This is a genomic window from Winogradskyella pulchriflava (assembly GCF_042434315.1).
Taxonomy (GTDB): Bacteria; Bacteroidota; Bacteroidia; order Flavobacteriales; family Flavobacteriaceae; genus Winogradskyella; species Winogradskyella pulchriflava.
In genome coordinates this window covers 175,174-196,275 of record NZ_JBHLTQ010000004.1, presented here as the reverse complement: position 1 = coordinate 196,275, position 21,102 = coordinate 175,174, and the positions used below count along the sequence as shown (strand labels likewise).

Annotated in this window: 22 protein-coding genes; 8 read left to right on the top strand and 14 right to left on the bottom strand. The window is 33.5% G+C overall.

The window, feature by feature from the left end:
* The first annotated feature begins 83 nt into the window (after window positions 1–83).
* Window positions 84–1,751, top strand: a complete 1,668-nt coding sequence (gene pafA / locus ACFFGA_RS09305; protein WP_386062912.1) for an alkaline phosphatase PafA — start codon at window positions 84–86, stop codon at window positions 1,749–1,751.
* A gap of 5 nt (window positions 1,752–1,756) precedes the next feature.
* The gene (locus ACFFGA_RS09300) at window positions 1,757–2,563 is read left to right on the top strand and encodes a DNA/RNA non-specific endonuclease (RefSeq protein WP_386062909.1); all 807 of its coding nucleotides are present in this window, start codon (window positions 1,757–1,759) and stop codon (window positions 2,561–2,563) included.
* Window positions 2,564–2,629: 66 nt separating this feature from the next.
* Here ACFFGA_RS09300 and ACFFGA_RS09295 read toward each other — a convergent pair whose 3' ends face one another.
* The 4 genes from ACFFGA_RS09295 to gcvP all read right to left on the bottom strand — a co-directional run bounded on the left by ACFFGA_RS09295 (window position 2,630) and on the right by gcvP (window position 8,176).
* A complete protein-coding gene (locus ACFFGA_RS09295; RefSeq protein ID WP_386062906.1) occupies window positions 2,630–3,481 on the bottom strand; it encodes a glycosyltransferase family 2 protein in 852 nt (283 codons plus the stop codon).
* 66 nt (window positions 3,482–3,547) lie between these two features.
* Complete coding sequence (locus tag ACFFGA_RS09290) at window positions 3,548–4,069, bottom strand: methyltransferase domain-containing protein (RefSeq protein WP_386062904.1); 522 nt, start codon at window positions 4,067–4,069, stop codon at window positions 3,548–3,550.
* 30 nt (window positions 4,070–4,099) lie between these two features.
* Window positions 4,100–5,155: a 3-oxoacyl-ACP synthase III family protein gene (locus tag ACFFGA_RS09285; RefSeq protein ID WP_386062901.1), complete on the bottom strand. Its 1,056-nt coding sequence runs from the start codon at window positions 5,153–5,155 to the stop codon at window positions 4,100–4,102.
* 171 nt (window positions 5,156–5,326) lie between these two features.
* Window positions 5,327–8,176 carry an aminomethyl-transferring glycine dehydrogenase gene (gcvP, locus tag ACFFGA_RS09280; RefSeq protein WP_386062899.1) on the bottom strand — a complete coding sequence of 950 codons (2,850 nt, stop codon included), beginning with the start codon at window positions 8,174–8,176 and terminating at the stop codon, window positions 5,327–5,329.
* Window positions 8,177–8,299: 123 nt separating this feature from the next.
* Here gcvP and ACFFGA_RS09275 point away from each other — a divergent pair, with 123 nt between their 5' ends.
* The gene (locus ACFFGA_RS09275; protein WP_386062896.1) at window positions 8,300–9,133 is read left to right on the top strand and encodes a UbiA prenyltransferase family protein; all 834 of its coding nucleotides are present in this window, start codon (window positions 8,300–8,302) and stop codon (window positions 9,131–9,133) included.
* Here ACFFGA_RS09275 and ACFFGA_RS09270 read toward each other — a convergent pair.
* The 5 genes from ACFFGA_RS09270 to ACFFGA_RS09250 form a co-directional block, all read right to left on the bottom strand.
* Complete coding sequence (locus ACFFGA_RS09270; protein ID WP_386062893.1) at window positions 9,116–9,373, bottom strand: hypothetical protein; 258 nt, start codon at window positions 9,371–9,373, stop codon at window positions 9,116–9,118. The two genes, ACFFGA_RS09275 and ACFFGA_RS09270, sit on opposite strands and share 18 nt — an antisense overlap.
* Window positions 9,374–9,378: 5 nt before the next feature.
* Entirely contained in the window at window positions 9,379–9,933 is a 555-nt protein-coding gene (locus ACFFGA_RS09265; protein ID WP_386062890.1) for a sigma-70 family RNA polymerase sigma factor, read from the bottom strand.
* Between the two features lie 81 nt (window positions 9,934–10,014).
* On the bottom strand, window positions 10,015–10,761 hold the full coding sequence (locus tag ACFFGA_RS09260; RefSeq protein ID WP_386062887.1) for a YqjF family protein: 747 nt from the start codon (window positions 10,759–10,761) through the stop codon (window positions 10,015–10,017).
* Window positions 10,739–11,086, bottom strand: coding sequence for a hypothetical protein (locus tag ACFFGA_RS09255; protein WP_386062884.1), 348 nt, complete (start codon window positions 11,084–11,086; stop codon window positions 10,739–10,741). Before ACFFGA_RS09255 ends, ACFFGA_RS09260 begins: the two co-directional genes overlap by 23 nt.
* A gap of 61 nt (window positions 11,087–11,147) precedes the next feature.
* Window positions 11,148–11,651, bottom strand: a complete 504-nt coding sequence (locus ACFFGA_RS09250; RefSeq protein WP_386062882.1) for a GbsR/MarR family transcriptional regulator — start codon at window positions 11,649–11,651, stop codon at window positions 11,148–11,150.
* Window positions 11,652–11,774: 123 nt separating this feature from the next.
* On the opposite strand from ACFFGA_RS09250, the gene ACFFGA_RS09245 reads away from it, so the two are divergent.
* Window positions 11,775–12,440, top strand: coding sequence for a T9SS type A sorting domain-containing protein (locus ACFFGA_RS09245; RefSeq protein WP_386062879.1), 666 nt, complete (start codon window positions 11,775–11,777; stop codon window positions 12,438–12,440).
* A 2-nt stretch (window positions 12,441–12,442) separates the two neighbouring features.
* Here ACFFGA_RS09245 and ACFFGA_RS09240 read toward each other — a convergent pair whose 3' ends face one another.
* The 5 genes from ACFFGA_RS09240 to ACFFGA_RS09220 all read right to left on the bottom strand — a co-directional run bounded on the left by ACFFGA_RS09240 (window position 12,443) and on the right by ACFFGA_RS09220 (window position 17,438).
* Entirely contained in the window at window positions 12,443–13,216 is a 774-nt protein-coding gene (locus ACFFGA_RS09240) for a hypothetical protein (RefSeq protein WP_386062876.1), read from the bottom strand.
* Between the two features lie 57 nt (window positions 13,217–13,273).
* Complete coding sequence (locus tag ACFFGA_RS09235; protein WP_386062873.1) at window positions 13,274–13,576, bottom strand: barstar family protein; 303 nt, start codon at window positions 13,574–13,576, stop codon at window positions 13,274–13,276.
* Window positions 13,577–13,583: 7 nt separating this feature from the next.
* Window positions 13,584–15,614, bottom strand: coding sequence for a M3 family metallopeptidase (locus ACFFGA_RS09230; protein WP_386062870.1), 2,031 nt, complete (start codon window positions 15,612–15,614; stop codon window positions 13,584–13,586).
* A gap of 186 nt (window positions 15,615–15,800) precedes the next feature.
* A complete protein-coding gene (gene purE / locus ACFFGA_RS09225) occupies window positions 15,801–16,280 on the bottom strand; it encodes a 5-(carboxyamino)imidazole ribonucleotide mutase (RefSeq protein WP_386062867.1) in 480 nt (159 codons plus the stop codon).
* A gap of 3 nt (window positions 16,281–16,283) precedes the next feature.
* Complete coding sequence (locus tag ACFFGA_RS09220; protein WP_386062864.1) at window positions 16,284–17,438, bottom strand: 5-(carboxyamino)imidazole ribonucleotide synthase; 1,155 nt, start codon at window positions 17,436–17,438, stop codon at window positions 16,284–16,286.
* A gap of 152 nt (window positions 17,439–17,590) precedes the next feature.
* On the opposite strand from ACFFGA_RS09220, the gene ACFFGA_RS09215 reads away from it, so the two are divergent.
* From ACFFGA_RS09215 to ACFFGA_RS09200, 4 genes are all read left to right on the top strand, one after another.
* A complete protein-coding gene (locus ACFFGA_RS09215) occupies window positions 17,591–18,700 on the top strand; it encodes an adenylate kinase (RefSeq protein ID WP_386063006.1) in 1,110 nt (369 codons plus the stop codon).
* A gap of 80 nt (window positions 18,701–18,780) precedes the next feature.
* Complete coding sequence (gene obgE, locus ACFFGA_RS09210; protein WP_386062861.1) at window positions 18,781–19,779, top strand: GTPase ObgE; 999 nt, start codon at window positions 18,781–18,783, stop codon at window positions 19,777–19,779.
* Between the two features lie 13 nt (window positions 19,780–19,792).
* Entirely contained in the window at window positions 19,793–20,506 is a 714-nt protein-coding gene (locus ACFFGA_RS09205) for an ion transporter (protein WP_386062858.1), read from the top strand.
* A gap of 72 nt (window positions 20,507–20,578) precedes the next feature.
* The gene (locus tag ACFFGA_RS09200) at window positions 20,579–21,100 is read left to right on the top strand and encodes a DUF4136 domain-containing protein (protein WP_386062855.1); all 522 of its coding nucleotides are present in this window, start codon (window positions 20,579–20,581) and stop codon (window positions 21,098–21,100) included.
* The last annotated feature ends 2 nt before the right edge of the window (window positions 21,101–21,102 follow it).

Sequence of the window (21,102 nt, the reverse complement as noted above, 5' to 3'; positions counted from 1 at the left end):
AATGATTAGGAAATTACCTTAAAATAAAATTAAGATAACTTAAAAGTCTTATTTTTGAATCTTAATAGAATGATTAGTTTATTATGAAAAAAATCTTCACCATAATTATAGTAGCAACGATGTTTTATTCTTGTGGATCGCAAGAAAAAGTTAAAACCTCTGCTCCTGTAATTACTGCAAAAGAATTAAACTCCAGACCAAAATTGGTTGTTGGTATAGTTGTGGACCAAATGCGCTACGATTATTTAACACGTTTTGAGTCTAAGTATGGTGAAGGTGGGTTTAAGCGCATGATTAACGAAGGTTTTAATTGCAAAAATAACCACTTTAACTATATACCAACATACACAGGGCCTGGACATACATCAGTTTATACAGGTACAACACCAAAGTACCATGGTATTATTGGTAATAATTGGTATGATAAAGAAACAAAAGAGATGGTGTACTGTGCTGGTGATGACAATGTAGAACCAGTAGGTACGGAAGATAGAGCTGGTAAAATGTCTCCACACAGAATGCAAACTACAAGTTTTGCAGATGAGAATAGATTATTTACCCAAAGACAAGGAAAAACCATAGGAATTTCATTAAAAGACCGAGGTGCAATTTTACCAGCAGGCCATACAGCTAATGCTGCTTATTGGTTTCATGGACAAGAGGAAGGTGCGTGGATTTCGAGTTCATTTTATATGAATGAATTACCGCAATGGGTAACGGATTTTAATAATTCCGATAAAGCAGAATCTTATTTAAAAGTTTGGAACACACTTTATGATATAAACACATATACAGAAAGTGGAACGGATGAAAACACCTTTGAAGGTGGTTTTAAAGGAAAAGAGAAAGCAACATTTCCTTACGATTTAAAAGCATTGAGCAAAGACAATCGTGGATTCGATATTTTAAAAGCTACACCTTATGGTAATAGTTTAACGACGGATTTTGCTATAGCTGCCGTAAAAGCAGAAAATTTAGGTGCGGATAATATTACTGATGTCTTAGCTGTGAGTTACTCTGCAACGGATTATGTTGGTCATAATTTTGGTGTTAATTCTAAAGAAATTGAAGATACTTATATTAGATTAGATAAAGATTTAGAACGCTTTTTTGAGTATTTAGATGCTACTGTTGGTAGAGGAGAGTACACAGTTTTTCTTACTGCAGACCATGGAGCTGTGGATGTACCTTCGTATTTAACGTCTGCAAAAGTACCTTCAGGTTATGTAAATAATAACGATAGAAAAACGCTTTTTAATGAGTTTTTAAATACAACTTATGGTACTAAGGACATTGTGGAGAATATTAGTAATGACCAGATATTTTTAGATAGAACTAAAGTAAAATCTTTAGGTTTAAACCTTGTTGATGTTCAAAATGCAATTGCTATGGAACAATTGGGTTATAAAAATGTTTCTAAAGTATATACCGCAACTACAATGAGTACTACAAGTTTTTCAACAGGAATTGAAGAATTATTGCAAAACGGATTTAACCAAAAGCGATCAGGCGATGTAATTTTGGTAAACGATCCCGCTTTCATTTCATACGGAAAAACAGGTTCTACACATGGAAGTGGACTAAACTATGACACACATGTGCCATTATTATTTTTTGGAAAAGGAATTAAACATGGTGAAACCCTAGATAAAACAGTAATTCCAGATATTGCACCTACAATTTCTGCACTTTTAGGTATTAGTTTTCCTAACGGAGCTACTGGTAAGCCTTTAGGTTTTGTGATGGATTAATTATTTTGAAGAAAAATCAACTTTATTCAATAATTGCAATACTATTGATAATAGGCATCTATGCTTATGATCATTATTTGAATAATAAAGAAAAAACTATTGTTGTAGATGCTGGAAAAGAACCAAAATCTGACACCAACACTTATTACCTTCCTACAAGTACAACCGGACAAATAGTGCATCATCAAAATTATTCGCTGTCGTATAGCGAAGCACATGAGCAAGCAGAATGGGTGGCTTATGAACTAAAAGAAAGTCACCTAAGTACTACAAATCATAAACGACCATATTTTGAAATAGACAAAGCAGTGAAAACAGGTGCTGCCGATTGGCGAAATTATAAAAATTCTGGTTATGATAGAGGACATTTGTGTCCAGCAGGCGATAGGAGATTTACCAAAAAAGCACATGACGAAACATTTTTGACTAGTAATATTAGTCCGCAAGAACACCAATTTAATTCTGGGATTTGGAACCGATTGGAGCAAAAAGTACGCTATTGGGCAAAAAAGAACGATGGTGTCTTTGTTGTTACAGGAGGTATTCTTAAAAATGGATTAAAAACTATTGGAGATGAAAAAGTTGCTGTGCCAAATCAGTTTTATAAAGTTATCTTAGATAATACTAATGGTAGAATTAAAATGCTGGCATTTTTAATGGATCATAAAGATTCTAATTTACCACTATACAAATTTGTGGTTTCTGTAGATAAAGTTGAAGCCTTGACAGGAATTGATTTCTTTCCGCAATTAGAGGATTCAATAGAAGATAAGTTAGAAGCTTCGAGTAATTATAAAAACTGGAGTTTTTGACAAAGCCTTATAGATGTTGTTATGCATAACTTACTTGTGCTGAACTTGCTTTAGTACTTCGGGATCTTATTTTATAAACTTTTTCGTAATCCCTTTCCAACGTAAATCTCTTATAAATTTACCTTCCTCTCTAGAAACTAGAAACGCTGTTTTATTTGATTTCGCTTTAAAGTAACCAGACATATAATCTTTAAACAGCCTAAAACTTCCTTTTTTGTAGGCGAGTTTTAATGCTGAAATTAGAGTAATCCAAAAGCCATAACGCATTTTGTACATAGCTTCACCTTGTAAATATTTTGAAGCTTTATTATAAGATTGTCCTGTTGGTTTTAAATGCTTTACATGCAACGATTCGTCTGTGAAAATTTCCCAACCATGGTATTTGGCCAATAACTCATCAACCGTATCCCAGCCCATTGACGGTTTTAGTTTACCGATTTGAAGAAAGCAATCTTTTGAATAAGCTTTCAAAGCACCTCTAATATGATCTTTGTTGGTTAAGTTTTCTAAAACCCATTGCTTATTTTTTTCGATATAGCAAAAGCCAGAAGCCATTCCAAGTTTGGAATTTTCTTTAAAGTGGTTTGCAATTTTTTCTAAATAGTTTTCAGGAAAAATAAGGTCGGCATCAAATTTACAGATGATATCGTAGTTATCATCCAAAATCGCTAAACCCTTATTAAAAGCATGAATAATTTTAGAGCCAGGTAAATGTACATCAGATGATTGAGAGTTTACTAAAGAAATCCACGGATATTTTAAAGCATAGTCTTCAACAATGCTTTTAGTACTATCTGTAGAATTATCATTAACTACAACAACCTGCTTTGCTAATAACGTTTGTTTAGCTAACGACTGCAAAGTTTTACCAATGTAATCTTCTTCGTTGTGTGCAGGTATGATGATGTAAAATCTCAAATCGTAAATTCTAAAAATCAAAGCTAAACAAACCCATTTGGAATTCGGTGTTTAGGAATTGGAATTTTATGTCCTAACGGCATAAACGATATAATATCGTGGAGTAAACTGCCTGAGTAATGGTCTAATTCCAATTTTTTTAACTGGATTGGTCCACTTTTGACGATCCTTTATAGTCCAACCTGTTTTTTCTAATAACCAATCTAATTGCCAATCTTCAAACTCATGGTAATGTCGATCTAACATATCGGTTTTGCTTCTGTACGCAGTTGCAAACCACAGCCTTAAAGGTACGCTAATGATAATCTTTTTTGCTTTTATAGACTTTAAAACTTCGTACGGAGATAATAGATGTTCAAAGATTTCAAAAGCAGTAATAACATCTGCTGAAGAATTATTGATGTTAGAATGGTCTTCGTCCAAATCTTCACCTTGAGTATTCTCAACAGAAAAACCTTCGGAAATCATAATCTCTGAAAAAGGATTTTTTACACCCAAATCTAAAATAGATTCAGATGTTTTAATATGCTTATTCAAAAAATTAAGCGTGTGTTTATAGCGCTTATTAGGAAATGTGTTTTCGTACATTTTATTTCCGCGAAGGCGGTAATCTTTAAATCAATATCTATAAGTTATAGCGTTTATATGCATGCCAGCACCTACACTAGCAAAGATAATAATGTCTCCTTTTGCTATGCTGTGATTTTCGAGTTTGTTTTTTCTTATTAGATCAAAAAGCGTAGGAACAGTAGCAACAGAGCTGTTTCCTAATTTGTGAATACTCATAGGCATTATACCTTCTGGAACAGGTTTTTTGTACAGTCTATAAAAACGTTTAATAATCGCCTCGTCCATTTTTTCGTTAGCCTGATGAATCAATATTTTTTTGACTTCAGAAATATCAATACCGCTATTGTCTAAACAGGTTTTCATGGCATTTGGAACATTGGTCAGCGCAAATTCGTATATTTTTCGACCATGCATTTTTATATAACGTGTATCCTTACAGAGTTTTTGATTGTTGGATTTTCCGAAATATAAGTAATACGCTTCGTCATAAGTAAAACTTGCAGTTTCGTGTGCTATAATACCTTCGTCTTCGGTTTCTTCAACAATGGTTGCACCTGCACCATCGGAATAAATCATTGAATCCCTATCGTGTTTATCAACTACTCTAGATAAGGTTTCTGATCCAATGACTAAGCATCGTTTTGCCATTCCAGATTTTATAAATGCTTTTGCTTGAATAACACCTTCTACCCAACCTGGACAACCAAAAAGGATATCGTAGGCAACACATTTTGGGTTTTTTATTCTCAAATTATATTTTACACGTGATGCTAAACAAGGTAAAATATCACTTTGAATAGTATCAGCTTTTACATCTCCAAAATTGTGTGCACAAATGATGTAGTCAATCTTTTCTGGATCTATGTTTGCATCTTCAATTGCTTTCTGTGCGGCTAAAAAACCGATGTCAGATGAGGTTAATTCCTTATCTACATAGCGCCTTTCTACAATACCAGTAATAGCTTTAAATTTATCTACAATAACCTCGTTTGGGTGATTAATGGCAGAACCATCAACATTTAAAAATTCATGTTGATGAAAGTCCTCATTCTTTTCTATACTGCTCGGTACATAACTTCCCGTTCCTGTGATTCTGATTCCCATATTTGCTATATTTCAGTTAAGTAATACGAAACTAACTAATATTAAACAGTTTTTCTTTATATAAAGTATTATTGATATTATTTTTTTCAAATTCACAATAATTCTTCTTAATTCAATATAATATACAAAAAAGTGCCCAATTTAGGCACTTTTTTTAACTCTTAATTTTAGTTATGCATCAATAAATTCTTCGATAGGTGCACAACTACACATTAGGTTTCTATCTCCATAAGCATCATCTACACGTCTTACACTTGGCCAAAATTTACTGTCTCTAACATAATCTAATGGGAAAGCTGCTTTTTCTCTTGAATAAGGTAAAAGCCATTCGTCTGAAGTTAGCATTTCTAATGTATGAGGTGCATTTTTTAAGACGTTATTTGGTTCGTCTTTTGAAACACTATCAATTTCTTTTCGAATAGAAATCATAGCATCACAAAAACGATCCATCTCTGCTTTACTTTCACTTTCTGTTGGTTCTATCATCATGGTGCCAGCTACAGGGAAGGAAACCGTTGGAGCATGGAATCCATAATCCATTAATCGCTTTGCAATATCAGTGACTTCAATTCCATTTGCTTTAAAATCACGACAATCTATAATCATTTCGTGTGCGGCTCTTCCATTTTCTCCTGTATAAAGTGTAGGATAATAGCCTTCTAAACGCTCTTTGATATAATTGGCATTTAATATCGCAGCTTCCGTGGCTTGTTTTAAGCCTTTTGCACCTAACATTTTAATGTAACCATAGGAAATAATACAAGCTAATGAAGATCCAAATGGTGCTGCTGAAATTGCAGAAATAGCTTGGTGTCCACCCGTTTTTACAAGTGGGTTTCCTGGTAAAAAAGGAACTAATTGTTCAGCAACGCAAATTGGTCCAACGCCTGGTCCTCCACCTCCGTGAGGTATAGCAAAGGTTTTGTGTAGATTTAAGTGACAAACATCAGCACCAATATTCCCTGGATTGGTTAAGCCTACTTGTGCATTCATATTGGCGCCATCCATATATACTTGTCCACCGTTATCATGAATGATTTGCGTAATTTCTTTTATAGCAGATTCGTAAACTCCATGAGTGGAAGGATATGTTACCATTAAAGCAGATAAATTATCTTTATGTAATTCTGCTTTTTCTCTTAAATCGTCAACATCAATGTTACCATTCTCTGATGCTTTTGTTACAACTACTTTCATACCAGCCATAACAGCACTTGCTGGATTTGTTCCGTGAGCAGATGATGGTATTAAACAGATATTTCTGTGATGATCTCCACGAGATTCGTGATATGCTTTTATAACCATAAGACCAGCAAACTCACCTTGTGCTCCGGAATTTGGTTGTAAAGATGTTGCAGAAAAACCAGTAATTTCTGTTAATTGGTTTTCTAATGCATTTAACATTAGCTTATAACCGATTGGTTGGTCACTAGGTACAAAAGGATGCATATTTCCCCAACTGCTCCAGCTTAATGGTAACATCTCTGCAGCTGCATTTAATTTCATGGTACAAGAACCAAGAGAAATCATTGAATGATTTAAAGCCAAATCTTTGCGTTCTAAACGCTTGATGTAACGCATTAATTCAGTTTCAGAATGAAAGGCGTTAAACACATCAAAGGTTAAAAATTCGGTTTGACGTTTTAAATGTTCTGGAATAGTTTCTAAAGTAGAAATAGCCTCAATTTTGTCTGTAGTTTTTCCTGTTACATTTTCAAAAATTGAAATGATCTCGTTTAAGTCGGCAATCGTAGTTGTTTCATTAATTGCAATAGTAACAGTATTGGTATCTGGATAATGAAAATTGACTTCACATTTCTCTGCTTCGTACTTTACTTTAACAGCATCTGCTTTAATTTGTAAGGTATCAAAGTAATGAGAATTAGCTTGTTCTAATCCTAAACTTTTTAATGCATTACTTAACGTAGAGGCAGAGTTTTTAACCTTGTCTGCAATAAAAGTTAATCCTTTTGGACCATGGTAAACGGCATACATACCAGCCATTACTGCTAAAAGTACTTGTGCTGTACAGATGTTAGATGTTGCCTTATCGCGCTTAATGTGTTGCTCTCTAGTTTGTAATGCCATACGTAATGCTCTGTTGCCATTGGCATCTTTGGTAACACCAATTATACGTCCAGGAACATCACGTTTGTAAGCCTCTTTAGTGGCGAAATAAGCAGCGTGTGGGCCACCAAATCCCATAGGAATTCCAAAACGTTGCGTTGTACCAACAACGACATCTGCACCAAATTTTCCAGGTGCTTCAAGTTTTACAAGACTTAATATGTCTGCAGCTACAGCTACTTTTATGTTTTCGGCATTAGCTTTTTCAATAAAAGATTTAATGTCGGTAATCTGTCCGTTCTTCCCTGGATATTGCAATAATGCACCAAAATAGTCGCCTGATAGATTGTATTCGGCTTCATTACCAATAACTAATTCAATACCAATAGGATTTGCTCTTGTCTCAAGCAAATCTATAGTTTGTGGTAATACCAAGTCTGATACAAAGAATTTATTGACACCAGCTTTCTTCTGGTCACGTTCTCTTACAGCGAATAAAAGACTCATAGCTTCTGCGGCAGCTGTACTTTCATCCAAAAGTGAAGCGTTGGCAATTTCCATACCTGTTAAATCAATAACCATAGTTTGAAAATTTAATAAGGCTTCTAAACGGCCTTGAGCAATCTCAGCTTGATATGGAGTATAAGCTGTGTACCAACCTGGATTTTCTAAGATATTACGCTGAATTACAGCAGGTAAGTTAGTTGGGTGGTAGCCTAAACCTATATAAGATTTAAATACTTTGTTGAGTTTTGAGAGCTCAAAAATATGATTTAAATACTCTTGCTCACTCATGGCAGGAGCTAAATCTAAATCCTTTTTTAGACGAATATCAGCAGGTACTGTTTCTGAAACAAGTTGATCTATGCTTGTAACACCAATAGTGTTTAGCATCTCTTTTTGTTCTTGTGAATTTGGTCCTATGTGTCTAAGTGCAAAAGAAGTCGTATCCATTAAAAAAATGTTGTGTTTATTTAGTTTTGCAAAAATACGTATTTAGCCTTTTTATTTAGTTAAGGAACATTAAAGTTTTTAACCGAAAAACAAGGTTATTAACACAATGCGTATTTTTGTTTAATGAATGGTTTAAAGCATATTTTTAATTTCTATCTCAACAGTAGCATACATGTGGCTTTCGCTGTATTTGCTTTTACTTGGGTTACGTTAATTCAATTTAAATTAGGGTACGATAAATCTGTACTTTATTTTGTGTTTTTTGCTACCATTACAGGATATAATTTTGTAAAGTATTTTGGTATTGCCAAGTTTCATCATCGCAGTTTAGCAAATTGGTTAAAAATGATTCAAGTTTTTTCTCTGATTGCGTTTATCGCTATGTGTTATTTTGCGTTTCAACTTCAAGAAGAAACATTAATTTATTTATCAGTTTTCGGACTCATCACGTTTTTATATGCTGTTCCGTTATTGCCTATGCGTTATTTTAGGGATAGTCAAATGAACCTTAGGCAGATTAATGGCTTAAAAATTTACATCATAGCATTGGTCTGGGCTTTTACAACAGTTGTTTTGCCTTTAATTGAAAACGATGTGGTATTTACTGCTGATGCCTTTATAACAATCATTCAACGGTTTGTATTTGTAATTGTATTAATGTTGCCCTTTGAGATTAGGGACTTAAATTTTGATAGTATAAAACTCGGTACAATACCTCAAAGAATAGGAGTAAAGCTTACAAAAATTATAGGTGTTTTACTTTTAATGGTATTTTTTTTTCTTGAGTATTTTAAAGATGAATTAACAGCTGGTTCAATAGTGTCAACACTGATAATCGTTTTTATAACAATGTTGTTTGTTATTTTTTCAAACAAAAACCAATCGGAATATTATAGTGCGTTTTGGGTGGAAGCAGTACCAATTATGTGGCTGATTATATTATTGGTACTTAGATAATTCTTGTTCAAATTTTTCCTGAAGCTTTTTCCGTTCTTTGTTTTCTAGGCAATTAACTTCGGCTTTTTGTATGGCATCACTAAGTTTATTGTTGTTCTTAGAGTAAGCCTTAGTAAATCTACACCACATTAAACGGAGTCCAAGTTTAAAGCGTTCCCAAGCAGTGGCTTCACCGTATTGCGTTTTATCGCAAATGTGTTTTGCCTCATCACAGCTTATAAATAAAAAACGTTTTTTCATGTTAATTAAAACCAATTTTTTTCCATACACTCAGCAAGAGCAGTACGTGCTCTATGTATAATTACCCAAAGGTTAGACGCTGTAATATCTAATTCATTACAAATTGTCTCAGTATCATAACCTAAAATAGTTTTCATCTTAAAAACATCGGCTTGCTTTTCTGGTAATTTAGCTAAGCAATCGTATATAGCATCACCTAACTCAGAATTTACCATAGTGTCTTCTGCTGTTTTATCAAAAGGATCTGCAACACGTTCTTCTAGCCAATCACCTTCATCTTCTCCTGTAGTATTATAGCTCATTCTAACTTCGGCTTTACCTTTATTAGAGTTTATCTTGCGATAATGGTCTATAATTTTGCGCTTTAATATTGAAATTAACCAAGTGCGTTCACTAGCTTCTCCTTTAAAATTTGCCATGGATTTTAAACCAGCCAAAAAGGTTTCGGAAACTAAATCCTGAGCAATTTCTCTATCACTAACACGTGTAATAGTGTAGTTGAAGAGATAATCCGAATGTAGTTTCACCCAATTATTAGGATCTAATTTGTGGTTAGCCATTGTTCAATTTCATTGCTGCACAAAAATAGCGTAAATTATTTTATGTTTTAGAGAACGCGATCCAAATTCCATTCAGGTAAATTAAGCAAAATGAGTTCTTGTTTTCTCTACGGAAATTGTAGTTGGTAATTTGCCTTTTTCTACTGAAACAAATGAACCATCAACAATATAAGTTTTTATAAGTTTAGCGGATTTGAAATGTTTTGGAAGTAACGAGATTAAATTTTCATTTATTTCTGTATGTATGAATTCGTAAAGTTTCCAAGGTTTATGATGTATTCTATATTGAAGTGTTTTTGAGGTATTACTTTTTACAAACGCTACGTATCTGTCAACTACAAATTCTTCAAGTGAGTTTTTAATTAATGGTTTTGAAGCTGTTTTAACTTTTGCCTTTACAGACATGTCTTTGTATGCATACTTGATGGTTTTTTCATCGCTTTTAGTACTTATATTAAACCTTATGTTCTTAGTAAAATAAGGCTCATTATAAAAGATATTTGCTGTTAATGCTATAATAGGTTTTGGAGCAAATTCCTTAATAAAAACAACACCTTTAGTACCATCGATTTTTGATTTGGCATAAAATCGAAAATTGATTTGACCAAACTTTTGATGAAACGGAATTTTTATTTCAAAAAACTTAACCTTAGAAAAGGTAAATGCAACAATACTCATTAGTGCTTTACCATTAAATAGATCTAATTCGGTATTGTTAGGCAGATACTTTTCGAGAATAGCCTTATCTACTTCAAAGGTAGAGATGATTAAATCTTCCCAATGGCATGTCATGAATATGTTTTTATTATTGATTGATTGCGTTACCATTATTAAGGTTTTTTAAATTGTTTAATATCCAAACGAAATAGATTGCAATCGACATTGGAATAATTATTATTCCTAACCACCAAAAATCATTGAGGTTTATTTCAATTAACCATCCAATCCCATATATAATCACAACAAACCAGTAAATCATTAGTTGTTTTTTGTTGCGATTTTCAAACTTTTCCCATAAAAAAGTAATACTTATAGCACTTAGTAATTGAACTGCTCCTAGCACGATTTGAGCATATAAACCTAAAATTAATGTTAGATACAGAATCAAAGTTATTATTAGAATAATTTTATTGAATTTGTATAAGTTTGTCATGTCTTTAATTTGTTTAAAACTTTCAGAAAAAACTGAAAGTTTGGTTTAAAAAATATATGTTCTATTTCATCAATTTAAATACCGACTTAGTTAGCCAATTCTGTTTTTGATTGACAAGTTTATTCATTAAGGTGTCTAAATCGTGCGTAATGCCTTTTAGTGCTTTTGTTTGCTTTATCAGTTCTTTGGTTTTTTCGGTGCCATCATCTTTAATAGAAGAGACGTCATCCAAAACTTTTATAACAGGTTTTATTTCTCTTCGGCTGCGTTCCTTAGCGACGATACGCGCTAATTCTTGTACATCTTTTTCTGTTGTAAAAAATTCTTTTCGCTCACCAGTAATCAAAACTTTAGTTACAATTCCCCAATCCATAAGTTGTCTTAAATTCATGCTCGTATTACCACGAGAAATTTTAAGATCTTCCATAATGTCTTCCATAGACAATGGTTTAGTTGAAATAAAAAGCAAGGCTTGTATTTGTGCCATAGCTTTGTTTATGCCCCAAAGTGAACCTAAACTTCCCCAAGTACTAATGAATTTTTCTTTTGCTTCTTGATATTCCATAGAGCAAATATACAATAAATTTTAAACTTTCAATAATTATTGAAAGTTTATGTTTGTAATTTTCTTATTTTAGAGTTAAAATTACAGCGTATGAGACTAAATCTACTTTGCTTAACATTATTTATGTTCGGAATAAGCCACGCCCAAATTGAGCTTGTTCCAAATCCATGCGATATCAACTCTGGAACAATAACGTTTAAATATGGCGAATCTGACGACTATTCTATTTTTGATCCTTTCAGTGATCCTAACTTGTATTTATATACTGGTTTACAAACGGATGCTGATCCAATGACTTGGGATTATCACGATGATTTTTCAGATGTCAATACCATGATTCCGTTAACTTACGACTCAGGATTAGGATATTACGTAGCGACGTTTAATCCAGCTACAAGAACATACCTTGAAGAGCCATCCCAAAACGCTACAACGATTCCGAGTGGCACTGAGGTTTTTGATTGGTACTTTTTAATTACTAATTCTGACCAATCCAGACAATCAGCCGATTTAAAAGGAAGTGATTACGGTTTTGGTTCGGCAATTCTATCTGTAGATACATTTAACATCAACCAAGATGTAAGCATAGGAAATGGTAGTGTAACCTTTAACCAGCCTGGGCAATACCATATTACAGTTTATAATATATTAGGAAAGAAAGTTGTAGAAACCAAGTTAAATATAATCTCTCAAACAACGCACGATTTTAAACTACAAAGCAGTGGTGTTTACTTGGTTAAAATTCGCTCTGGAAGTTTTATTAGAACCATTAAAATGCTGAAATATTAGCTTTAATGTATCTGTAAATGAATATGGTCGTCATGTCTAACGGCTTGGCAACCGTGAAATCTAAGCTTAGATTCTTTTTCTAGATTTAAGGATTGTTTCAGGTAAGGCTCAATAAATATTTTTTGGGTGTCAGCATGAGCTATAAATGTTTTCAATAATTTTCTTGTTGATTTCCTATCTAATTTTAAATCCTTATTAACTACACCAAATGTGAGATTCTTAGGGAAATCATATTGCCAATAACCTTTGTTGATACAGTTTTTTGAAGTTATAGGACTAGGATTTACATACGATCCATAACCAGAAAGCGAAGGTTTTTTGTCGGTTTTAGCATCATCTTTAGTTGTGTAATTAAAGCTGATGTCAATCTTTTTTCCATCATTATGACTTAGGTGAGGTAACAGTGGAAAACCATCAAAAAAAGGAAAATTGGCATCCAAATAAGTGATTTTTATTCCACTTGTTTTTGAGCTTTCAATTAATAGATTCTTTAATTCTGGTTTTACATAATTTCTAAATGCTAATGGGTAGAACCAATTCCGAGATGCAATATTACTATTAGACCAAGGAAGTTGAGTTCTACCTAAAAGCGAAGCTATTGGTGGTATAAGCAATAAATTAAATGTTAGGTACAGTAAAGGAAAAATATAACGTTTATTCTTATTTGTCCTTACCGAAATTAAAACAGATAGAATCCATATAATGCCTCCAACTTGTGTAAGGAATGTTAAGAGGATTGCAATAGAAATGTGTCCTAACAGCTTTAAAACTTTCATAAAATCAAAACGCTGAATTAAGAATCTTATTTTATCAATCCATTCTCCTGCTTAAATTTAAAATACCAAAGAAACCAAAAGATTTGGTTGATCACCATTCGAAATTTTCCTGTAGTTTACAAAAGCCGAACATTCAAGAATTGCTTCTAATATATCTGGATTGTTATCTTTTATCAATTGCCCATTATTTATGTGAATAGCTATCGGCTCTTTAGTATTATCTGTTAAGTCATCTACACAGTCTATCCAAGCATCCATGTTCTCACCATAATAATCAGGAAAATTCAACTCTTTTTTAAAAACTGAATGGAATGATTTCCAATCTTTTATCTTTTTTCCGTTTATGTTGAAGATTATCATTATTAAATTATTTTAAAAGTCCAGCGCGTCTAAGTAAAGCTTCTGGCTTTGGCTCTTGACCTCTAAACTTTTTGTATAATGTCATTGGGTTTTCAGTACCACCTTGCGACAACACATAGGTTTTGAATTTATCCGCAACGGTTTTATTGAAAATTCCTTCTTGTTTAAAATATTCAAACGCATCTGCATCCAATACTTCAGCCCATTTATAGCTGTAATAACCAGAAGAATAGCCACCTTGAAAAATATGAGAAAAGGCTGTACTCATACAATTTTCAGCAACTTCAGGATATAGTTTTGTTTCGCCAAATGCTTCAACTTCATGCGCTTTTACATCTGTAATATGCGTAGGGTCAATACCATGCCAACTCATGTCTAAAAGACCAAAACTCAACTGACGTAAAGTTTGCATGCCTTCATGAAAGGTTGAAGATGCTTTTATTTTTTCTATAAGTTCCATCGGAATGACTTCACCAGTTTCGTAGTGGGTTGCAAAAAGCTTTAAGGTTTCTTCTTCGTAACACCAGTTTTCTAAAATTTGACTTGGCAGCTCTACAAAATCCCAATACACACTAGTGCCAGATAAACTAGGATACGTAGTGTTGGCTAACATACCATGTAAGGCATGGCCAAACTCATGGAATAATGTGGTGACTTCGTTGAATGTAAGTAAAGAAGGTTTGCTTTTAGTTGGTTTAGTAAAGTTGCAAACAATAGATACATGTGGACGTTTATTAACTCCGTTTTTTATCATTTGCGGTTTGTAAGACGTCATCCAAGCACCATTACGCTTGCCTGCTCTTGGGAAAAAGTCAGCGTAAAAAATAGAAACCAATTCACCTTCACTATCCGTAACTTTATAGGTTAAAACATCCTTATGATATTTATCGATAGTGTTGATTTCTTCAAAATGAAGTCCAAATAATTTATTAGCAACTATAAAAGCTCCATTGATAACATTTTCTAGTTTAAAATAAGGCTTAAGCTGTTCATCATCTAAATCGAACAATTTTTGTTTTAATTTCTCGGCATAGTATGCTGAATCCCATTTTTGTAATTGGTCGATACCATCTAAGCCCTTTGCAAAATCTTCAAGTTTTTCAAACTCCTCTTTTGCAGCAGGTTTAGCTTTATCTAATAGTTCATTTAAAAAAGTATTTACTTTTTCTGGAGTTTCCGCCATACGTTCTTCCAATACAAAATGCGCATGAGTTTTGTAACCTAATAGTTGCGCACGTTGAAATCGTAAATTTGCAATTTTCAACACAATGTCCTGGTTGTCTAAATCGTCATTTTGAAATCCTTTTCTTCCGAATGCTTTAGATAATTTTTCGCGCAATGCTCTACTATCAGCATAGGTCATAAATGGAATATAACTTGGATAATCCAAGGTAATTAACCAGCCATCTTTTCCTTTAGATTCGGCTAATTGTTTGGCAGCTTCTTTAGCACCATCTGGTAATCCTGCTAGGTCAGATTCGCTAGTAAGATGCATTTCAAACTTGTTGGTTTCGGCTAAAATATGCTCTCCAAATTTTAATTTTAACTGACTTAATTCTTTATCAATAGCGCGTAATTTTTCTTTTTTATCATCCGGTAAATTAGCACCATTTCTTGAAAAACCTTTGTATTTTTTATCCAGCAGTGTTTCTTGTTCAGTTGTTAAATCTAAATCTGGTTTTGACTCATAAACAGCTTTAACGCGCTTAAATAAATCTTCGTTCAACGTGATGTCATTACTAAACTCTGAAAGCAATGGAGAAACTTCTTGCGCTATTTTCTGAATCTCATCATTAGTTTCAGCAGAATTTAGATTAAAGAAAATACTAGATAGACGATCTAATTCTTCACCTGAATAATCGAGAGCTTCAATAGTATTTTCAAAAGAAGGTTTTTCAGAATTGTTTGTAATCGTATCAATTTCAGCCTTAGCTTTTTCAATGGCTATTTTAAAAGCTGGAAGAAAGTCTTCATTTTTTAATTTTGAAAAAGGTGCTGAATTATATTTAGTATCAAAAGGTTTGTTAAGGATAGTCATATTGTAAAATCGTCTAAATTTTCTTACTTATCTAATTGATTGTCTGAATTTTAACGTAGTTTTAAGAGTGTTGTAGTAGAATGGGGTTTTAAGTTTAGTTACTTTTGCAGCAAGTTTCAGAGAAATAATAGTTTACTCTGAGAGATTGGTTAATAGCTAGAGGCCTCAACTTATGTTGAGGCTTCTTTATAGGTCTTTAGCAGAATCAATAACTTTAGCTTTTAGTCCTTCTTTATAGACCATAATTTTATCTAAAATACATTGGTCAGAACTTCCTAAAATCTGTGCAGCTAAAATCCCAGCATTCTTTGCTCCGTTGAGCGCAACTGTAGCAACTGGCACTCCACCTGGCATTTGTAAAATTGATAAAACAGAATCCCAACCGTCTATTGAATTACTACTTTTTACTGGTACTCCAATAACAGGTAAAGGAGAAAGTGAAGCAACCATTCCTGGTAAATGCGCAGCACCACCAGCACCAGCAATTATTACTTTGATACCTCTGGTATGTGCATTTTTACCGTAATCGAATAATTTTTCTGGTGTACGATGTGCGGAAACGATATCCACTTCAATTTCAATATCAAATCCTTTTAATATATCTATAGCGTCTTGCATTACAGGCAAATCGCTTTTACTTCCCATTATTATTCCAATTTTACTCATAATTTATTCGCTAATAACTTCAATTGTTCTTTTTACTTTTTCTGCAACTTCACGAGCTACTGCTATATCTTTATTGACAATAGTTACGTGTCCCATTTTACGGAAAGGTCGTGTTTCTTTTTTTCCATAAATATGAGGCGTAACACCATCCATAGCCATAATTTTTTCTATGTTTTTGTACACAACATCACCTGTGTAATCTTCTGCGCCTACTAAATTTACCATCACACCAGCAACTTTACTTTCAGTATTTCCTAGAGGTAAATTTAGAATGCATCTTAGCTGTTGCTCAAACTGTGATGTGTAACTCGCTTCTATGCTGTAATGTCCGGAATTATGTGGTCTTGGTGCAACTTCGTTCACTAAAATCTCGTCATTTTCTGTTTGAAACATTTCAACTGCTAATAGTCCAACATGCTTAAACGCAGCAGCGGTTTTTAAAGCAACGAGCTCCGCTTTTTTAGCAATAGCATCAGGTATTCTTGCTGGGCAAATAACATACTCTACTTGGTTGGCTTCAGGATGAAACTCCATCTCAACAACAGGATAGGTTTTTAAATCGCCTTTTTCGTTTCTGGCAACAATAACGGCCAATTCATTCTTAAATGGAATTAGTTTTTCCGCAATACATTCAACATTAGGTAGGTCTATTAAATCGGTGTAACGCCTTACCACTTTTACACCTTGACCATCGTAACCAAAACGAGCACTCTTCCAAACAAAAGGATAACTTAAGCCTCCATTGCCTACGGCATCTTCAATTTCTGAAGTATGTGCAAAACGCGAAAAATCTGCAGTAGGAATAGTGTTATCGCGATAAAATAATTTTTGAGTCGCTTTATTTTGAATGGTACGCAATGTTTTGGAAGAAGGAAAAACCTTTACACCTTGGTCTTCAAGGGTTTCCAGGGCATCAACATTTACGTTTTCAATTTCAAAAGTTAATACATCTACCTTTTTTCCAAAGTTTACAACTGTATCGTAATCTAGTAAATCACCAACAGTAAATTCGTCGCAGGCTAATCGTGATGGTGCTTCTGGACTAGGATCTATAACGCAAGTGTAGATGTCAAATTTACGTGTGTCGTAGAGCATCATTTTGCCTAATTGACCACCACCAAGAATACCGAGTTTAAAATTTGAAGAAAAATAGTTCATGTTCACTTTCCACGAAAGTGGAAATCTTTAAATTAAACATTAATTTACTGCAAAAATACATTATAAATAGCGAACTCATCTAAATTGAAATTCAAAAAAATCGGTAATCCACAATCTATTGATTATCTTTGCATTTCTAAAATAATATGACAGTGATAAAGCTTCACGACTTATACTTCAAATCATTCATTTCAGAACAAGAGATAGACCAAGCTGTGCAACAAATGGTAGACGCAATTGCAGAAGACTTGGGCGATAAGATGCCAGTTTTCGTTGGGATTTTAAATGGCTCATTTATGTTTGTGAGCGATTTTGTAAAAAAGTATCCTAAACCTTGTGAAGTAACGTTTATTAAACTGGCTTCTTATGAGGGAGTGAAATCAACGGAAGATATTCAACGATTAATAGGTTTAACTCAGGATCTAACAGGTAGAACGGTTGTTATTTTAGAAGACATTATAGATTCAGGAAAAACGCTAGAAGAAGTACATCGCATTTTTCAAAATGAAAATGTTGAAGAGCTTATTATTGCAACGCTGTTTTACAAGCCTGAAGCCTATGACAAAGATTTTAAACTTCATTATGTTGGTATGGAAATTCCTAATAAGTTCATCGTTGGTTATGGACTGGACTATAACGGATTAGGAAGAGATTTGCCAGACGTATATCAATTAAAAACAACACAACACATGACTAACTTAGTGCTATTTGGTCCTCCAGGAGCAGGTAAAGGAACACAAGCAAACTACTTAAAAGAAAAATACGATTTAGTACATATCTCTACAGGAGATGTATTTAGATACAACATAAAAAATGAGACAGCATTAGGTATGCTAGCCAAATCTTATATGGATAAAGGAGAGTTGGTGCCAGATCAGGTAACTATTGATATGCTGAACAAAGAAGTTGAGAAAAATGCCCATGCCAAAGGTTTTATTTTTGATGGTTTTCCAAGAACTAATGCACAGGCAAAAGCATTAGACGAACTTATGGATAGCAAAGATTCTCAGATTAATGCTATGGTCGCTCTAGAAGTAGATGATGAAGTTTTGGTACAGCGTTTATTAGAACGTGGAAAAACTAGTGGTAGAGCAGATGATGCTGACGAAAGTATCATTAGAAATAGAATAAAGGAATATTATAACAAAACAGCCATTTTAAAAGACTACTATTCAGATCAAAACAAATATTTTGGTGTTGATGGAGTTGGTAGTATTGAAGATATCACAGTACGATTGAGTGGTGTTATTGACAAACTATAGAAATGCGTTTATTCGTTTATTTGGTAAAGAAGGCCTTTTGCAAATAAACGACTCAACGAATAAACAATTAAACGTATTAGATGACTGAAGGAAATTTTGTAGACTACGTAAAAATGCATGTATCTTCTGGTAACGGAGGAAAAGGGTCTTCGCATTTACATCGCGAAAAATATAACGCTAAAGGCGGACCTGATGGAGGAGATGGTGGTCGTGGAGGTCATGTTATTATCCGTGGAAATTCCAATTTGTGGACACTTATTCACTTAAAGTTTAAACGTCATATTAGAGCTGGCCATGGTGAACATGGAAGTTCTGCACGAAGCACAGGTGCTGATGGTGAAGATGCTTACTTGGAAGTGCCATTAGGTACTGTGGTTAGAGATACAGAAACTAATGATATTCTCTTTGAAATCACAGAAGATGGTGAAGAGAAAATTGTAGCTGAAGGAGGTATGGGAGGTCGTGGTAATTGGCATTTTAAAAGTTCGGTTAATCAAACACCACGCTATGCACAACCAGGCATCCCTTTAGAAGAAAGACACATTACTTTAGAATTAAAAATACTGGCAGATGTTGGCTTAGTTGGTTTTCCAAATGCTGGTAAATCTACATTATTATCAGTGTTGACTTCTGCAAAACCTAAAATTGCAGATTATGAGTTTACGACGCTTAAACCTAATTTAGGCATCGTGGAGTATAGAGATTTTCAATCTTTTGTAATGGCAGATATTCCTGGTATTATAGAAGGTGCTGCGGAAGGTAAAGGCTTGGGTTATTATTTTTTAAGACATATAGAGCGCAATTCTATTCTGTTGTTTTTAATTCCTGCTGATGCCAAAGACATCGTTGAGCAATACGAAATTTTATTACACGAATTAAGACGCTATAACCCAGAAATGTTAGACAAGGAACGTTTTGTGGTTATTTCAAAATCCGATATGTTAGATGATGAACTTAAATCCGAAATGTCTGCTATTTTAGATAAAGATTTAGAGGCTAACTATATGTTTATTTCATCTGTAGCGCAACAAGGACTTACTGAATTAAAAGACAAACTTTGGAAAATGCTTAATGATTAAACGTTAATCGTAAATGAAAAACTACCTTAAGAATTTAGTTGAACCAAATAATTCAAAACGAAGTAAGCGTTTTGCTTTTTTTATTCAATTTCTAATTATTCTTTCGGTCATAACATTTTCTATAGAAACCTTACCAGATTTAAAACCTCAAACGCGCGTAGTTTTAAATGCTATTGAAGCTTTTTGCGTTGTCATTTTTACGTTTGAATATGTGTCAAGAATTTTTGTAGCCGATAATAAACCAAAATTCATCTTTAGTTTTTTTGGTATTATAGATTTACTGGCGATTCTTCCATTTTATTTATCATTCGGTATCGATTTACGTTCTCTACGTTTGTTGAGGATGTTCAGGTTGTTTAGGCTCTTTAAGTTGGTGCGTTACAATAAGGCAATGAAACATTTTGCACAAGCAATGATTGCTGCAAAAGAACAGATTATCTTATTTATGATTATCACCTTAATGCTTATATACTTTGCGGCAGTTGGTATTTATTATTTTGAAAATGAAGCCCAACCAGAGCATTTCACTTCAGTTTTTGATAGTCTTTGGTGGTCCATTGTTACCTTAACTACTGTAGGTTATGGTGATGTATATCCAATAACAGTAGGAGGTCGAATTTTTACGTTTTTTATTTTATTGATTGGCTTAGGTATTGTGGCTATTCCAACTGGTATAATTTCGTCTTCATTAACAAAAGCTGTTGAGCCCAGTTCTGAAGAGGAATAGTTAAAGTTTTTATTTCTGTTATTCTACATCAAGTACAGAACCTATATTTTTAATATCTTTAAAATAAAAAGTATGAAGACCTTCAAATTTATTTTACTGGCATCGTTATTCGTTTCCTGCGGAGCAATAGTCAATTATGATTACGAAAAATCAACAGACTTCACACAATACAAAACCTACGATTATTTTAGTGATATGAAGACGGGTTTAAGTGAGCTAGATAACAAACGCTTAATTAGAGCTATTGATGCTAAGCTTGAAACCATGGGATTAACACGTTCTGAAAATCCAGATTTTTTAATTGATATTCAAAGTCAAGATGTGATGAATAGAAATAATTCTACGGTTGGAGTAGGAGCTGGTGGTGGAGGCAGAGGTGGATTTGGTGGCGTTTCTGTTGGAATTCCTTTAGGAGGCAATCAAAATACCAGAGAAATCATCATTGATTTTGTAGATAAATCTCAAAATGAAAAGCTGTTTTGGCAAGCGGTTAGTGAGAGCTCATATAAGCAAAATGCTTCACCAGAAAAACGCGAAGCAACTTTTGCTAAATTAGTTGAGAAAATTTTTGATGGTTATCCGCCAAAAAAGTAAAT

Coding starts and splice junctions, on each gene's coding strand:
- ACFFGA_RS09200 (WP_386062855.1), top strand. CDS start 20,579: ATGAAGACCTTCAAATTTATTTTACTGGCATCGTTATTCGTTTCCTGC.
- ACFFGA_RS09235 (WP_386062873.1), bottom strand. CDS start 13,576: ATGATAATCTTCAACATAAACGGAAAAAAGATAAAAGATTGGAAATCA.
- ACFFGA_RS09290 (WP_386062904.1), bottom strand. CDS start 4,069: ATGTACGAAAACACATTTCCTAATAAGCGCTATAAACACACGCTTAAT.
- ACFFGA_RS09255 (WP_386062884.1), bottom strand. CDS start 11,086: ATGACAAACTTATACAAATTCAATAAAATTATTCTAATAATAACTTTG.
- obgE (WP_386062861.1), top strand. CDS start 18,781: ATGACTGAAGGAAATTTTGTAGACTACGTAAAAATGCATGTATCTTCT.
- purE (WP_386062867.1), bottom strand. CDS start 16,280: ATGAGTAAAATTGGAATAATAATGGGAAGTAAAAGCGATTTGCCTGTA.
- ACFFGA_RS09205 (WP_386062858.1), top strand. CDS start 19,793: ATGAAAAACTACCTTAAGAATTTAGTTGAACCAAATAATTCAAAACGA.
- ACFFGA_RS09285 (WP_386062901.1), bottom strand. CDS start 5,155: ATGGGAATCAGAATCACAGGAACGGGAAGTTATGTACCGAGCAGTATA.
- ACFFGA_RS09265 (WP_386062890.1), bottom strand. CDS start 9,933: ATGGCTAACCACAAATTAGATCCTAATAATTGGGTGAAACTACATTCG.
- ACFFGA_RS09260 (WP_386062887.1), bottom strand. CDS start 10,761: ATGGTAACGCAATCAATCAATAATAAAAACATATTCATGACATGCCAT.
- ACFFGA_RS09220 (WP_386062864.1), bottom strand. CDS start 17,438: ATGAACTATTTTTCTTCAAATTTTAAACTCGGTATTCTTGGTGGTGGT.
- gcvP (WP_386062899.1), bottom strand. CDS start 8,176: ATGGATACGACTTCTTTTGCACTTAGACACATAGGACCAAATTCACAA.
- ACFFGA_RS09240 (WP_386062876.1), bottom strand. CDS start 13,216: ATGAAAGTTTTAAAGCTGTTAGGACACATTTCTATTGCAATCCTCTTA.
- ACFFGA_RS09230 (WP_386062870.1), bottom strand. CDS start 15,614: ATGACTATCCTTAACAAACCTTTTGATACTAAATATAATTCAGCACCT.
- ACFFGA_RS09250 (WP_386062882.1), bottom strand. CDS start 11,651: ATGGAATATCAAGAAGCAAAAGAAAAATTCATTAGTACTTGGGGAAGT.
- ACFFGA_RS09275 (WP_386062896.1), top strand. CDS start 8,300: ATGAATGGTTTAAAGCATATTTTTAATTTCTATCTCAACAGTAGCATA.
- ACFFGA_RS09245 (WP_386062879.1), top strand. CDS start 11,775: ATGTTCGGAATAAGCCACGCCCAAATTGAGCTTGTTCCAAATCCATGC.
- pafA (WP_386062912.1), top strand. CDS start 84: ATGAAAAAAATCTTCACCATAATTATAGTAGCAACGATGTTTTATTCT.
- ACFFGA_RS09270 (WP_386062893.1), bottom strand. CDS start 9,373: ATGAAAAAACGTTTTTTATTTATAAGCTGTGATGAGGCAAAACACATT.